This is a genomic window from Burkholderia sp. Ax-1719, assembly GCF_011753055.1.
Lineage (GTDB): Bacteria > Pseudomonadota > Gammaproteobacteria > Burkholderiales > Burkholderiaceae > Paraburkholderia.
Map to the genome: position 1 here is coordinate 1 of NZ_VWWJ01000026.1, position 14,162 is coordinate 14,162.

The following is a 14,162-nucleotide window of genomic DNA, read 5'->3' on the forward strand; positions in this document are numbered from 1 at the left end:
TGCCTGATGACCATAGCGAGCTGGTCCCACCCCTTCCCATCCCGAACAGGACCGTGAAACAGCTCCACGCCGATGATAGTGCGGATTGCCCGTGTGAAAGTAGGTAATCGTCAGGCTCCTTATGCTGCAAGTCCAGAACCCCGGTGTCTCCGCAAGAGAACCGGGGTTCTGGCGTTTACGCGCTGAAAACAGGCGTGCGAAAAGAAGCGCCAAAGAAAAAAGCCGTCCCCGAAGGGACGGCTTTTTGCATTCCAGCGACCACGCAGCGCAAACCTCACCGCTGCGCGAGAAACTTCCTCGCCAGTTGAATGCAGTCCAAAGACTGCATATCGATTAAACCCATCCGGTCGTATAAAAAACCGCGATCACGAAAAACACAGCGAGGGTTTTAATCACCGTAACCGCAAAAATATCCCGATAAGACTCGCGGTGCGTCAAACCCGTCACAGCCAGCAGCGTAATCACCGCACCGTTATGCGGTAGCGTATCCATACCGCCGCTGGCCATTGCCACTACGCGATGCAGCACTTCTAACGGAATGCCCGCTGCCTGCGCGCCCTTGATAAACGTATCGGACATCGCAGCCAGCGCGATACTCATACCGCCCGATGCAGAACCCGTAATCCCCGCAAGCGAACTCACCGAAATTGCCGCATTCACAAGCGGATTCGGAATGCTCTTGAGCGCATTGCTTACCACGATAAAGCCGGGTAGCGCCGCGATCACGCCGCCGAAGCCATATTCCGAAGCCGTATTGAGCGACGCCAGCAACGCGCCCGCCACCGCGGCCTTGGTGCCGACAGCAAAGCGTTCCCGAACGCGCGAAAACGCGGTAACGACCACGAACACAATGCCCAGCAGCAATGCGCCTTCCACTGACCAGATCGCCACGACCTGTTTGACCGTAGTGGTCACAGGCGTATGGACGCCAGGCAGCACGTCCGGCGTCACGGTATAGGTATCGCCGTACCACTGCGGAATCCAGCGCGTGAGAAAGAAATTCGCCACGCCCACCAGCACGAGCGGTGCAATGGCCAGCAGCGGATTCGGCAGATGGTCGGTCTTGACGTGCTCGGGTTCGTTCACCAGCGACGTACCGTAGCCTTCGCCCTTTGCCATCGCGCTGCGGCGTCGCCATTCGAGGTAAGTCAGACCCACCACGATGATAAAGAGCGAACCGATCACGCCGAGAACCGGCGCAGCCCACGCCGTGGTCTTGAAGAAGGTCGTCGGGATGATGTTCTGGATCTGCGGCGTGCCGGGCAATGAATCCATCGTGAACGAAAACGCCCCGAGCGCGATTGCGCCGGGCATCAGGCGCTTGGGGATGTCACTCTGGCGATAGAGCTCGGCGGCGAACGGATAGACCGCGAACACCACCACGAAGAGCGAGACACCGCCATACGTGAGCAGCGCGCACACCGCGACGATCACCGCATTGGCACGCGAGCTGCCGATGTAGCGGATGGCGGCCGCGACAATCGCCTCGGAATATCCCGATAGTTCGATGACCTTGCCAAATACGGCGCCAAGCAAAAACACGGGGAAATAGAGCTTCACGAAACCCACCATCTTTTCCATGAAGATGCCGGAAAAGACGGGCGCGACAGCGGCGGGATCGGTGAGCAGAACGGCGGCGAGGGCCGCCACGGGAGCGAACAGAATCACGCTGTAGCCGCGATAGGCGGCAAGCATGAGAAACGCTAGAGCGGCTAGAACGATGATGAACGACATGGAGTCTCCTGCAGGGCGTGTTGCACTTCGTCGATGCACTTATGTATTGCGCCTTCTTTTTTTGCTGCGTGGCCCACGTTCGATGCATGGTGCGCCGCAGCGATTGTACCGAAACGTTCAGGAACGCTTCGCTATTGCGGCGCGCACGGCGCGGCCCTATCTTGACGGAATCGGCACTGGGGGAGACGGCCATGCGCAAACACAAGGCGGTTGGGCGGATCGCGCCAGCGGTTCGGGCCGCGACGCTCGCCTTGGCGATTATCGTCATCGTTTCCGCGGCAGCGAACGCGCAGTCCACGACCGCCGATCCGAACGAAATCCGCAACTGGTACAACGACCCGTTTTTCGCGCTATCGAGCGCGGTCGACGCGTGCCCGCAGCCGCTCGGCCCACGCATGACCAAAGCCGACGCCGACGATGACGCCCACTATCGCGTTGAGCGTGGCACCACCTGCTGGCTCGCGCACAAGTGCTCGAAGCCGAACTCCTATCTCTACGATGCCGATATTGCCCAGGCGATCCGCACGCAGTTCAAGGACGATGCGAGCCTCGCCGGCACGAGTCTGTGGATCACGGTGCAGCGGCGCTTTGTTTACGCCGAGGGCTGCGCCGGTGCGCAATTCGATCGTGCGGCGCTGGAGCGGCGGCTGTCGGCGGTCGCCGATGTCGAGCAGGTGTTCGTGCGCGTGAGCGTCGATCCGCATGCCCCGCCGCCTTACAAAACGATGCCGCCTTCGCGTTGACAGAGCCGGGTGGTCAAGCGCGGCCAATGCCAGCCGCATGGCGCTCAGGCGTCACGCGGCATGGCACAATCGCAACGTCGAAAAACTAGAACGCCCCCGGGGTACTCCATGACTCGTTTTGCTTCGTTGTCGTCTTGCAAGTCGTCCCTTCGCAGGCTGCCGTTTGCGGCGGGCGCCTGCGCTTTGCTCGCGGCGCTGTCCGCGTGCAGCAGCGGTCCGCCGCTGTTCCTTTCCGATGGGCGCCCCACGATCCAGGTGCAATGCCCGGCGGGCGGCGACCGCGATTCGTGCGTGCAGCAGGCGCGCGTGCGCTGCGCAGGCGCGGGTTATGACACCGTCGATACCTCGACGACCGGCGACACCTATACGCTCGTGTTCGCCTGCAAGGGCAAATAAGACATCCTGATAGCCGAGCCGGACAGCCGCGCGGCGGGGATGTGTCTGGGCGGCGTCAGTGCGTGTCCGCACCAGGCCGGCCGCGCGCCGGCAGATTCATCAACAGGCGCAGCAGATCGGGCTGCCGCCGCGTGGCGGTTTTGAGATAGATCGACTGTAGTTGCTTGCGCACCGTGTCGTACTGAACGCTCACGCGCGCGGCGATTTCCTTGGGTGTGAAGCCGTCCACCAGCAGATGCACGATGCGGCATTCGGCCGGCGAAAGGTCGAAAGCGGTCGCCAGCACCTGTTCGTCCACCGCGGGCGCCGATCTCGGGTGATAGAACGTCACCGCCGCCATGGCGCGCAGATCGGCTGTCGAGGCCTCGCCCGGCGTCACGACGCTGTAAAACGCGTAGAGCACTTCCGGAGCGGCCGGCAGCGATGTCCCGGCTTCGTCGCCGCTACTTTCCTTCGCAACAGCGCGATCCGCCGCGCTGACGATGCGCAGCGCCCGCAGTCGCGCCGCCGCGGCCCGTGCGCCGCTCACATGGTTCTTCAGGCGCGCCTCGCTGATCGCTACATCCTCCAGAAAACGCGTCTGGAATGGCGCCGCCAGCGCGATGCGCTTGCTGCGCACGCGCACCAGCGAGGTCGCGCGCAGCAGGCGTTGCGCAGGCTCGTTGCTGTGCAGGACTTCGCCCATCGCGCTGACCAGCATGGCGGGCGGGCGCGCCTGGCCCGCGAGCGAGTCGGCGTCGGGCAGCAGGCGGCGCAGGCTCAAGCGCATTGCGCGGATCATGTGAGGCGTCAGACGCTCAAGCAGCGCGCGCCCGGCTTCGGGGAGCGGGCCGTCGGCCTCATTGCGGCGGCAGGCGATCATCGCCGTGAGCGTGCCGCTATCGATCAGTTTGCACAGCGAGACGAAGCGGCCGCCGCCCGCCAGCACGCAAGGCTCGAACACCGCCTGGCCGTGACTGTGGCCGGCATCGGTGCAGCAATAGAGCCATTTGCCGGGGGCACAGGCGCGCAGCCATTCAAGGCGGGCGTCGTCGCGATACAGCGAGGGAATGAATTCGAGCGGTTCGGTTTCCATCAGCGTGAAACCGTCGGCCCAGGAGAACAGCTCGCGCTGGCGATCGAATGCGCTCAGCTGGATCGAGGCAACCCCAAGCGCGGCGCGCAACTCAGCGCAAAAATCCTTCCATGCCGCGGGTCGTTCGAGCGTGGCGTAAATGCCGTGCAACAGGCAATCGTATTCCGATTCATTCGATTTCACGCCGACCCCGTTTTCAAACCCACCGCGAAGATCCGGTCGTCTAAAAAATGCGTGACGCATATTCCTTGCACAACTGTGGAATATACAGCTGTTTCAGCTGCCGTTAATCTTCGATTTGTTTGTGACTAATTATCGCCAGATTGGACGAACCGCTCATGGTGTTCCGTGCGGTAGGCAACGGATGGTCGGGCACTCCCGTTTTAATCTCGATCGGCGAGGCCGGTGAAAATCGCTGCACCAGCGTGCTCGCAGAGAAATGACCGCAAAATCAGGCCAATGAGCCTGTCTCCATTCTGCAATCCGGCGAAATTAGAACAATGCGCCGAATTAATCGTTTTTCTTCGCGCCGCATTGAATGCGCTGACGCCGTTTGAATGGCGTCTTTCTGACGTTGGATGAATCCCGGGGCCAGGAATGAATCATCATCAACTCGAAAAGGATATTGAGCATCTAGAGCAGGTCGTTGCAAGACTCTCCGGAACTGACCGCATTCCCCTTTCTTACTGGCGTGGCCGTGTTGCTGCGGTGTCGGGCGCCGATCTCGTGCCGTCGCAATTGCAGCGCGTCAAACGCCTTTCCGAGGCGCTGTGCGCCCTGGAGCGGCGTGCGAAGGGCTGTCCTGATTACGAAACCGTTCGTTAGCGAACACATGACTTCAAATTGCGCGTGTAAAAAACGGCAATATTTGACGGAAATAAGCGAAAAATACGCGTAATTTGGCACTTTCGCGCGCGAGAAGGGCCACAATAGCCATCTGTATCCCTTCTGGAGACCTCTATTCATGCCGAGCTATAAGCAACTGACCGCCCAACTCGAAAAGCTGCATAAGGAAGTTGCCGCGGCACGCGAAAAGGAAGTCGAGCAGGCGATCGCCGAAATCAAGGAAAAGATCGCTGAATATGAAATCACGGCGGAAGAACTCGGCTTTACAAGCGCGGGCGCAGCGGCCGGGCGCAAAAAGACGCCACTGCCGGCGCGCTTTGCGAACCCCAAGACCGGTGAAACCTGGAGCGGCCGTGGCCGCGCCCCGGCGTGGCTCGCGGGCGTGAAGAACCGCGACCGCTTCCTGATCAAGGAATAAGGGCGCTCCGCTAGCGTCCCGTAAATCCTCACCTTTGCGCGGCGCGCGGCCTGCCGAACGCGCCGCAGCCAGCCTGGCGCCGTGTCGGTGCGGCGTCAGGAGCGCTTCCCCCGGTTTCAGTCCTTCTCAGCGGCAAAACGTCTAAGTCGCTGAACCAGAACGGTTTCTTCCGAAGGCCGATCTGGCGTGCCGCCGCGTTGCCATTCGTTTTCCGCAGAATCCGCTCGATGCCTGACTCACGTGGGCTTCTGCATCCGGCCCCGTTGCGTCGCTCTTTCGCATCTCTCCCGTAAAAGCTCACCTTGAGCGCTTCTCCACGCATGCCGCTTCACACGCCTGTGCAGCGAACTCTTAGTCGTGGGCGGTAATGCCGTGTATCATTCGTCCCCGGCGCCTTCCTGCTGCGGACGTCGATCGTGTTTTTCAGATCGATCGTGCTATTCGCCTCGAAGGCCGCGACGCGCAGGCTGCCCGCCTGCCGTGCCGCAGCCGGCCATGCTGCCGCGCTGGCCGCCGGGCCGGCCGCCGCCGACGCGCCGGCCACATCCGCAACCCCCGCCGCGCGGCAGGTTGCCCGAATTCATCCGTGATACCCGCTCCATCCATGTCAGTTGCCGAACTCAGACGCCGCCGCACGTTCGCGGTCATTTCTCACCCGGACGCGGGTAAGACCACGCTCACCGAAAAGCTGCTGCTGTTCTCGGGCGCGATCCAGATCGCCGGTACCGTGAAGGGCAAGAAGAGCGGCCGCTTTGCGACCTCCGACTGGATGGAGATCGAAAAACAGCGTGGCATTTCGGTCGCCAGCTCGGTGATGCAGTTCGAGTACGGCGACGCCGTCATCAATCTGCTCGACACCCCGGGCCACGAGGACTTCTCGGAAGACACGTACCGCGTGCTGACTGCCGTTGACGCGGCGGTGATGGTGATCGACGGCGCAAACGGCGTGGAAGCGCAGACGCTCAAGCTGCTCGAAGTTTGCCGCAGCCGCAAGACGCCCATTCTTACGTTCATCAACAAGCTCGACCGCGAAGTGCGCGAGCCGCTGGACCTGCTCGACGAAATCGAGCAGCACCTGGGCGTGGCGGCGGTGCCGTTCACCTGGCCGATCGGCATGGGCAAGGAATTCCAGGGCGTCTACGACGTCCAGCGCGACCAGGTGCGCGTGTTCCGCGCGGGCGAACAATCGCTCGGCGGAGAAGTCGAAACGCTGCAGAACATCAGCGACGCCGATGGCGAAGCGCGCTTCGGCTATCACTGGAAGCGCACCAAGGAAGAAGTCGAGCTGATCACGGGCGCGACGCCCACGTTCGATCGCGACGCCTTCCTCGCGGGCGAGCAGTCGCCGGTGCTGTTCGGCTCGGCGATCAACAACTTCGGCGTGAAGGAAATTCTCGACGCGCTGGTCGATCTCGCACCGCCGCCGTCGCCGCGCGCAGCCGTGCAGCGTGCCGTTTCGCCCGACGAGCCGAAGTTCACGGGTGTCGTGTTCAAGGTGCAGGCCAATATGGACCTCGCGCACCGCGACCGCGTGGCGTTCATTCGCGTGTGCTCGGGCCATTTCGAGCGCGGCATGCAGTTGAAGGTCACGCGCAACAACAAGACCTTCCGCGCCAACAACGTGGTGAGCTTCCTGTCGCAGCGCCGCGAAACCGTGGCCGAGGCGTACCCTGGTGACATCATCGGTATTCCTAACCACGGCACGCTGAGCCTGGGCGACACGCTCACCGAAGGCGAGGACCTGCAATTCACGGGTCTGCCGTTCTTTGCGCCGGAGATTTTCCAGACCGTCGAAGTGGTCGATCCGATGCGCGCCAAGCAGCTGGGCGAAGCGCTCAAGCAGCTCGGCGAAGAAGGTGCGATCCAGGTGTTCCGCCCGATCCACGGCGGCGCGACGATTCTGGGCGCGGTCGGCCAGCTGCAGTTCGAAGTGGTGTCGCACCGCCTCGCGGCTGAATACAAGGTCGCGGTGCGCCTGATGCCGGCGCGCTATCGTCTCTCGCGCTGGGTCACCTGCGACGATCCGGTCGAGCTGCGCCGCTTCACCGATTCGTACGAGGCCCGTATGGCCTATGACGCATCGAATGCGCCGACGTATCTCGCTTCGCACGTCTCCGAAATCGATGTCGCGCAGAAGGCCTGGCCGAAGATCGTCTTCAACGAACTGCGCGAACACTCGGGCGCGCCGTTCAAGAAGTCGATTTAACACGGCCGACCGCTGATGTGAAACGGGCCGCTGGGGTTTGTCCCAGCGGCCCGTTTTTTATGCGTGCGTGGTTTGCGTATCGCTATCCGCGTGTTCCAGGCGATTGCCGCCCAACGATTTCGCGCGATAGAGCGCCTTGTCGGCGGCGGCGAGCAGATCGGCAAGCATCGCCGGATGGCCGTCGCGGCACGCGAGGCCGATGCTCACGGTCGTGCGCATGCCCACGCCGTCGATGCCGAGCGCGGCCGTCTGCTCGAAGCGCCGCACGATCAGCTCGCCCATCGCTTGCGCAGGCGCGCGTTCGAGGCCCGGCAGCAGCGCCGCGAATTCCTCGCCGCCGATGCGCGCGAGCAGCGCCTGCGGCCCCACCACACCGCGCGCAATCGCTGAAAACGACTTCAGGACTTCGTCGCCGGTCTTGTGGCCGTAGCGGTCGTTGATCGCCTTGAAGTGGTCGAGATCGAAGGCCAGCAGTGCGACCGGCTCATGTTTGCCTGCGTGGCCGAGCACGCGCGCGCCTTCCTCGAAGAACCAGCGGCGATTGCCCAGACGGGTCAGATAATCCGTTTGGGATTCCTGCAAAAGCTGGCTATGGGTCTCTTCGCGCACGAGCCGCAGCAGCGTCATCGGCAGCACGACGGAGTACAGCACGCCTTCGTAGATGGTGATCTTGCTGGCCGCAGGCAGGATCGCCTGGCCGTAGTGCGCGGCGAGCCACGGCAGGATGCCCGCGCGAAACGCATAGAGCGCCGCATGGACGCCCGTCACCAGCACCGCGATATTGCGCGCGTGTCCCCATTTGCGTCCGTCGCCGCGCAGCAGCTCGCGCGCGGCCATCGCCGAAGCCAGCGACAGCGGAAACGCGGTGATATACATCCACATCGGCTGGAGCCCGCGCGTGCCCGAAATCACCCAGGCGAGCGCCTGGATCAGCAGGATGGCGACTGCGGATTTGCGATAGCTGCGCCCGTTCATGACCGCGACGCCCTGCGCGATCATCAGATAGCCGGAAAGGACGACCAGATTACTGAGCGCGGATCCCCAAACGCCGGGCAATTTAAGGCGATAGATGATGCCCACGCAGCCCATGGCGAGCGTGGCATAACCTGCGGCGAGTATTTTCAGTTCCTTGCTGCGCAGCGGGTGAGTGCGGACCTCCCAGAAGGTCATCGCGGAGCTGGCGAGTAGGGTTCCGATCGCGAGGAAATATAGGGTGAGAAGGTCGACGTGCATCGCGGGCGTAAAAGCGCTACGCCGTTACATCCCGGCGGCTGGCGCATTTTACGATGATTTTGCGATATCAGAATGATCGCGTCAGAAGGCTGCGAATTTGCAACAGATAAAGCGCGGCACGGTCTGCGATACCGGTAACGTTTTCCGCTTTTTGCCGGTCTTTTTGCACACGTTTTGAATCACTCAGGCGCCGCGACGCCATGCCGCCGCCGCATCGGGGTCGCCAGGCGGCAATATCCACGCGTGATCGACGCATGGGGGCACCGATTCGCCTATCCTCATCGTCACGATGGGTCGCGGCGATTCGCACGCCGCGCCGCATATTGAGAAGAACGAGGAGGGGCAGTGACCGTACGCAATCTCGACGCGATATTCCAGCCGAAGTCGGTGGCCGTGATCGGCGCTTCGCAGCGCGAGGGCAGCATCGGCCAGATGGTCTGGCAGCGGCTGATCGAAGGCGGCTTCGCCGGGCCGCTGTGGGCCGTCAATCCGCGCCATGCCGGCGAAGCCGCCGATTTCGACGGCCGTCCCGTGATTGCCGATGCCGGCGATCTGCCCGAAGCGCCCAGTGTCGCGATCATCTGTACGCGTCCGTCGAGCTGGCCCGCGCTAGTGCATCGGCTGGGCGGCATGGGCACGCGCGCGGCCATCATCGTCGGCGAGGTGCGCAGCGAGGAAGACCGCGCCGATCTGCGCCACGCGCTGGCGGCGGCGCGCCCGCACCTGCTGCGCGTGCTCGGGCCGGGCAGTCTCGGCGCGCTCACGCCGGCGCTCAACGCGCAACTGGGCGCGGCCGCCACGGTCGCGCGCAAGGGCGGCGTGGCGTGGGTCTCGCAGTCGAACGCACTCACCAACGCCGTGCTGCGCTGGGCCGATGCGCGCGGCCTGGGCTTTTCGCACGCGGTCGCACTGGGCGATGAAGCCGATATCGACGTCGGCGACGTGCTCGACTATCTGGCGAGCGATCCGTCGACGCGCGCGATCCTGCTCGAAGTCGACAGCATCCGTGCGGCGCGCAAGTTCATGTCGGCGGCGCGCGCGGCGGCCCGCAACAAGCCGGTGCTGGCGCTGCGCAGCGGCCGCGACGAGCCCGGCGACGCGCTTTACACGGCAGCCTTCCGGCGCGCGGGCCTGGTGCGCGTCGATACACTCGACGACCTCCTCGACGAAATCGAAACCCTGGGCGTGGGCCGCGTGGCCGCGAGCGATACCGCCACGCTCATCACGAGCGACCACGGCGTGGCGACGCTCGCGCGCGATGCCTTCAACAAGGCCGGCGACACCCTCGCGCAATGGAGCGACGAAACCCGCGCGGCCGTGGAGGCCGCGTTGCCGCACGCGCAGGCGGGCAATCCGCTGGTGCTCGGCGATACGGCGAAGCCCGAGCATTTCGGCCTGGCCTTGCAGACGCTGGCCTCGCAGCGTTCGAGCGGCACGGCCTTCGTGGTGCACGCGCCCACGCACAGCGCGCCGGTGGACGCGGTGGCGCGCACGCTGATCGAGCATCAGCGCTTTGCTTATCGCGGCATGCTGGCGTGCTTTTTCGGCGGCGTGGACGAAGCGACGCGCGACGCGCTGCACGCGCACGGCATCCCGGTGCATACGACGCCTCGGCGTCTTGCGCGCGCCTTCGCGCGTCTGGTCGATTACCGGCTGGGGCGCCAGTTGCTGATGCAGACGCCGGAAAGCTCGCCCGCGCAGGGCGCGGCGGCGATCGAGGCGGCTCAGGGCATCGCGCGCACGGCGCTGGCGGCGGGGCGCGACGCGCTGGAAGGCGAGGAAGCCGCGCGGCTATTCGCGGCGTTCGGGCTGGAAACCGTGACGCAGTTCGAGCCACCTCCGGACACCATCGTCGATGTCAGCGTGGAGTTTCGCGACGATGACAACTTCGGCCCCGTCTTCCGCTTCGCCGCGCCCTCGCCAGACGGCTATTCGCCGCCGCTGCGCGTCTACAGCCTGCCGCCGCTCAATCCGGTGCTTTCGCGCGACATCATCGCGCAGTCGCCGTACGCGCGGCGCGTCGCGCCGGAACCTGCGCTGCGCGCGCTTACGGAGCTGTCTCAAACGGTGTGCGAGGTGCGCGAGATCATCGGGCTGCATCTGACGTTGCGCGTGCGGCCGGGCGGCGTGGCGCTGGCCGCGCCGCGCATCAGGCTGGCCGAAAAGCGCAGCCGCTTCGCGATCATGCCGTACCCGCGCCGTCTGGAGGAGACCATCGACTGGCACGGCGAACGTCTGACGATCCGGCCGATCCGGCCGGAGGACGAGGAAATGCACCGCGCCTTCGTCGAATCGATGACGCCCGACGATTTGCGTTTGCGGTTTTTCTCGGCGGTGCGCAGCTTCGATCATTCGCAGCTCGCGCGTATGACGCAGATCGACTACGACCGGGAAATGGCGCTCATCGCCAGCGTGGTGGGCGAGGACGGCAAGCCGCGCACGCTCGGTGTGGCGCGGGCGGTGTCCGACCCGGACAACGAGACCGCCGAATTCGCCGTGGCGATTCTCTCGACGCTCAAGGGACGCGGGCTGGGCCGCCTGCTGATGGACCGCATCATCGCCTACGCGCGCTCGCGCGGCACGCACTGGCTGCTGGGCGAGGCGCTGCGCGAAAACGCGCCGATGATCGGACTCGCGCGCGCGATGGGCTTCACGGTGACGCCGACGGATGATCCGGGCGTGGTGGGGTTCAGGATGCCGCTCGACTAAAGCGGCATCCGGTCTGATGCGCGAAGGCTCAGGCGGCGATCTTTGCGAGCGCTTCGTCGATCTGGGCGCGTGTGACCGACAGCTCTTCGAGCCAGGCCTGCGCGTATTGCGCGCCGGTTTCCTTTTCCAGACGCGCGATGGTCGCGGCGCAGCGCGCGGCGTCCTTCGGCGTGGCGATGAAGGCCTTCACCGACTGGCCGCCCTGGAACGCCTCGAACAGCGGCGCGCGGATCTCTTCCGGCAGCGCGCGCGTGGTCCACTGGTGCGTCTTGCCGTTGAACGTCAGCGACGGCGGCAGCACGCGCTCCTTGCGCGTCGCCGGGATCAGGCCGAAATTGCGTGCGGCTTCGGCGATCTGCTCGGCCGAAAACAGCTCGTCCGGCGTGATCTCGAATTGCGCGATCGCGGTTTCGACGGTCTTCATCGCGTCGGCGCGGTCGTCGCGCTTTTTCTGCGCGCGCGCGACGATATCGCGCAGCTCGTCGGCTTCCTCGGCCGAAATCGTGAAGCTCGCCTGTTTCTGCTGAAGCTCGGAAAAGCGCTGGAATTCGTGATCGGTGAGAAGTTTCGCCATGAGGTTTGCGTGCGCGTCCGTGCGTCGGCCAGGCTGGCGTCGCGCGTCGGACGGAATTTGAGAGGGCCGCCATTTTACCCGGTTTGCGCGGCGCGCTTCCAGTTGCCCGGATCGTTCCGCATGCGCGCCGAACTGTCGCGCCAAACCAGGAACGGTCTGATGTTCGCGCCCCAAAACGCTTTCTATGATCGGGGGATGAAAATCTCCCAACCGACCATTTCCTCCCGTTCCGCCGATCTGCTCAAGCGCGGCATCGATCACCTGAACGCCGAACACTACACGCTCGCCGAAGCGCTCTTTCGCGAGATCGTGGCGCTCGACCCGCATCACGCGCAGGCCTGGCATCAGCTTGGCGTGACGCTTGCGCGCCAGCAGCAGTTCGCGCAGGGCGAAGCCGCGATGCGCCGCGCGCAGTCGCTGCACGACAGCGGAGAACTCCAGCGCGATCTGGCGTGGGCGCTGCTCTGGCAAGGCCGGGATGAAGAAGCGGTGGCCGCGTACTATTCGGCCATCCATCAAGGCGTGCGCGACGCGCGTTTGTTCAATAACCTCGGCAACCTCCTCAAGAAGCACAACGAGACCGCGCGGGCCGAAGCCGCCTATCGCGCGGCAATCGACGCCGATCCCGCCTATGCGCTTGCGCACGGCAACCTGGCGATGCTGCAGCAGGACGCGGGCCAGTTCGAAGCCGCCGAGGCGAGCCTGAAAAAAGCGCTCGAACTCGATCCGAAAGCCACGCACTTCTGGCTGTGCTATGGCGGCCTGCTCGAACGCCAGAACCGGCTCGACGAAGCCGACGAGGCGTATTGCCGGGGCGGACGCTGGGAATCGGTGCAATTCGTGCGGCGGCGCGTGGCGCACTGGCAAGACCTTGATCGCATCGATCAAGCGGCGCTTCAGATGATTGGTTCAGGCGCGGCGGAAAACCTCACGCCGTGGGGGCTGCTAGGTATCCCGGCACTCACGCCGGGGTTGCATCGCGAAGCCGGCCGTCGCTTCGCCGAATCGCGCTGGCGCGGCGAACTGGCTGCCACGCCGCTCGTCGAACGCGGCGCGGGTCTCGCGCAGATCGAAGCGGCGCTGGCGGCTGGCGAGCCGGGCGCGCGCCTGCGCATCGGCTATCTTTCCGCCGATTTTCACGAGCACGCCACGCTGCGCCTGCTGGCGGGCGTGCTTGAATTGCACGACGCCTCGCGCTTCGACATTCATCTGTATTCCTATGGAATTCATGCGCCCGATGCATTCTGGCAGGCCCGACTGGGCGCCTTGACCGCGACCTTCCACGCGATTGGCGGATTGACCGACGCGCAGGCGGCCGCGCAGATCGCAAGCGACGGCATCCATCTACTCGTCGATCTGAAGGGCTACACCACGGATACGCGCATGGGCATCACGGCGTTGCGGCCTGCGCCGGTAATCGTGAGCTGGCTGGGTTACCCGGGCTCGCTGGGTGCGCCACGGCTGGCGGACTACCTCATCAGCGATGCGGTGGTGACGTCGCCTGAAGCAACGGCGCATTACAGCGAAACGCTGGCGTTGATGCCGCACTGCTACCAGCCGCACGATCACCGGCGCGAGCGCGATGTTCCGCCGCCCACGCGCGGCGCGGCAGGCTTGCCTGAGCGCGGTTTCGTGTTCTGCAGCTTCAATCAGACCTTCAAGCTGAATGCGCAGGTGGCGTCGATCTGGGCGCGTCTGCTAGGCGCGACGCCAGGGAGCGTGCTGTGGCTGCTCGATCCTGGCAGCGACCGCGCGCGTGCCAATCTGCACGTCTTTTTCGAATCGAAGGGCGTGGCGCGCGAACGGGTGATCTTCGCGCCGCGTCTTGCTCAGGCAGCCCATCTCGCGCGGCTGCAACTGGCGGATCTCGCGCTGGACACCTTGCCGACCGGCTCGCACACCACCGGTAGCGACGCGCTGTGGGCCGGGGTGCCGATGGTGTCGGCCATTGGCGCGCTGTTCGCGGGGCGCGTGGGCGCGAGCCTGCTGCATGCGGCGGGGCTGGATGAACTGATCGCGCGTGACCTCGACGGGTATTTCCAGATCGCACTGGCGCTGGCGAGTGATCCGGCGTGGTACGCGCAGATTCGCAAGCGTCTTGCGCAGGCCAGAAGTGAGGCTCCGCTGTTCGATACGCTGCGCTTCACGCGCGATCTGGAGCGGCTGTATCGCGCGATCGTGAAGCGTGAGGTGGAAGGGGGCGAGGGGGCGGTGACCGTGGGGTGAGG

Annotated in this window: 12 protein-coding genes and 1 rRNA gene; 8 read left to right on the forward strand and 5 right to left on the reverse strand. The window is 64.6% G+C overall.

Annotated elements, in window-relative coordinates; genetic code table 11:
- Positions 1-2: 2 nt before the first annotated feature.
- A 5S ribosomal RNA gene (gene rrf, locus F3J17_RS30250) occupies positions 3-116 on the forward strand.
- A 217-nt stretch (positions 117-333) separates the two neighbouring features.
- On the opposite strand, the gene F3J17_RS30255 is transcribed toward rrf, so the two are convergent.
- Entirely contained in the window at positions 334-1,734 is a 1,401-nt protein-coding gene (locus F3J17_RS30255; protein ID WP_167068159.1) for a GntP family permease, read from the reverse strand.
- 191 nt (positions 1,735-1,925) lie between these two features.
- Between F3J17_RS30255 and F3J17_RS30260 the strand changes: the two genes are divergently transcribed.
- Entirely contained in the window at positions 1,926-2,477 is a 552-nt protein-coding gene (locus tag F3J17_RS30260) for a BON domain-containing protein (RefSeq protein ID WP_167068163.1), read from the forward strand.
- A 108-nt stretch (positions 2,478-2,585) separates the two neighbouring features.
- Positions 2,586-2,873 (forward strand): hypothetical protein, encoded by a 288-nt coding sequence (locus F3J17_RS30265; protein WP_167068166.1) that lies wholly within the window; start codon positions 2,586-2,588, stop codon positions 2,871-2,873.
- A 55-nt stretch (positions 2,874-2,928) separates the two neighbouring features.
- On the opposite strand, the gene F3J17_RS30270 is transcribed toward F3J17_RS30265, so the two are convergent.
- A complete protein-coding gene (locus F3J17_RS30270) occupies positions 2,929-4,131 on the reverse strand; it encodes a helix-turn-helix transcriptional regulator (protein WP_167068169.1) in 1,203 nt (400 codons plus the stop codon).
- Between the two features lie 414 nt (positions 4,132-4,545).
- On the opposite strand from F3J17_RS30270, the gene F3J17_RS30275 reads away from it, so the two are divergent.
- The 3 genes from F3J17_RS30275 to F3J17_RS30285 all read left to right on the forward strand — a co-directional run bounded on the left by F3J17_RS30275 (position 4,546) and on the right by F3J17_RS30285 (position 7,418).
- Complete coding sequence (locus tag F3J17_RS30275) at positions 4,546-4,773, forward strand: hypothetical protein (protein ID WP_167068172.1); 228 nt, start codon at positions 4,546-4,548, stop codon at positions 4,771-4,773.
- 139 nt (positions 4,774-4,912) lie between these two features.
- Complete coding sequence (locus F3J17_RS30280; RefSeq protein ID WP_167068175.1) at positions 4,913-5,212, forward strand: H-NS histone family protein; 300 nt, start codon at positions 4,913-4,915, stop codon at positions 5,210-5,212.
- A gap of 604 nt (positions 5,213-5,816) precedes the next feature.
- Positions 5,817-7,418 carry a peptide chain release factor 3 gene (locus tag F3J17_RS30285; RefSeq protein ID WP_167068178.1) on the forward strand — a complete coding sequence of 534 codons (1,602 nt, stop codon included), beginning with the start codon at positions 5,817-5,819 and terminating at the stop codon, positions 7,416-7,418.
- Positions 7,419-7,475: 57 nt separating this feature from the next.
- Here F3J17_RS30285 and F3J17_RS30290 read toward each other — a convergent pair whose 3' ends face one another.
- Both F3J17_RS30290 and F3J17_RS30295 read right to left on the reverse strand, forming a co-directional pair.
- Positions 7,476-8,651 carry a GGDEF domain-containing protein gene (locus F3J17_RS30290; RefSeq protein WP_167068181.1) on the reverse strand — a complete coding sequence of 392 codons (1,176 nt, stop codon included), beginning with the start codon at positions 8,649-8,651 and terminating at the stop codon, positions 7,476-7,478.
- 67 nt (positions 8,652-8,718) lie between these two features.
- Positions 8,719-8,892: a hypothetical protein gene (locus F3J17_RS30295; protein WP_167068184.1), complete on the reverse strand. Its 174-nt coding sequence runs from the start codon at positions 8,890-8,892 to the stop codon at positions 8,719-8,721.
- 104 nt (positions 8,893-8,996) lie between these two features.
- Here F3J17_RS30295 and F3J17_RS30300 point away from each other — a divergent pair, with 104 nt between their 5' ends.
- Positions 8,997-11,360, forward strand: a complete 2,364-nt coding sequence (locus F3J17_RS30300; RefSeq protein WP_167068187.1) for a GNAT family N-acetyltransferase — start codon at positions 8,997-8,999, stop codon at positions 11,358-11,360.
- 28 nt (positions 11,361-11,388) lie between these two features.
- On the opposite strand, the gene F3J17_RS30305 is transcribed toward F3J17_RS30300, so the two are convergent.
- Positions 11,389-11,934, reverse strand: a complete 546-nt coding sequence (locus F3J17_RS30305) for a hypothetical protein (RefSeq protein WP_167068190.1) — start codon at positions 11,932-11,934, stop codon at positions 11,389-11,391.
- 195 nt (positions 11,935-12,129) lie between these two features.
- On the opposite strand from F3J17_RS30305, the gene F3J17_RS30310 reads away from it, so the two are divergent.
- Entirely contained in the window at positions 12,130-14,160 is a 2,031-nt protein-coding gene (locus tag F3J17_RS30310; RefSeq protein ID WP_167068193.1) for a tetratricopeptide repeat protein, read from the forward strand.
- The last annotated feature ends 2 nt before the right edge of the window (positions 14,161-14,162 follow it).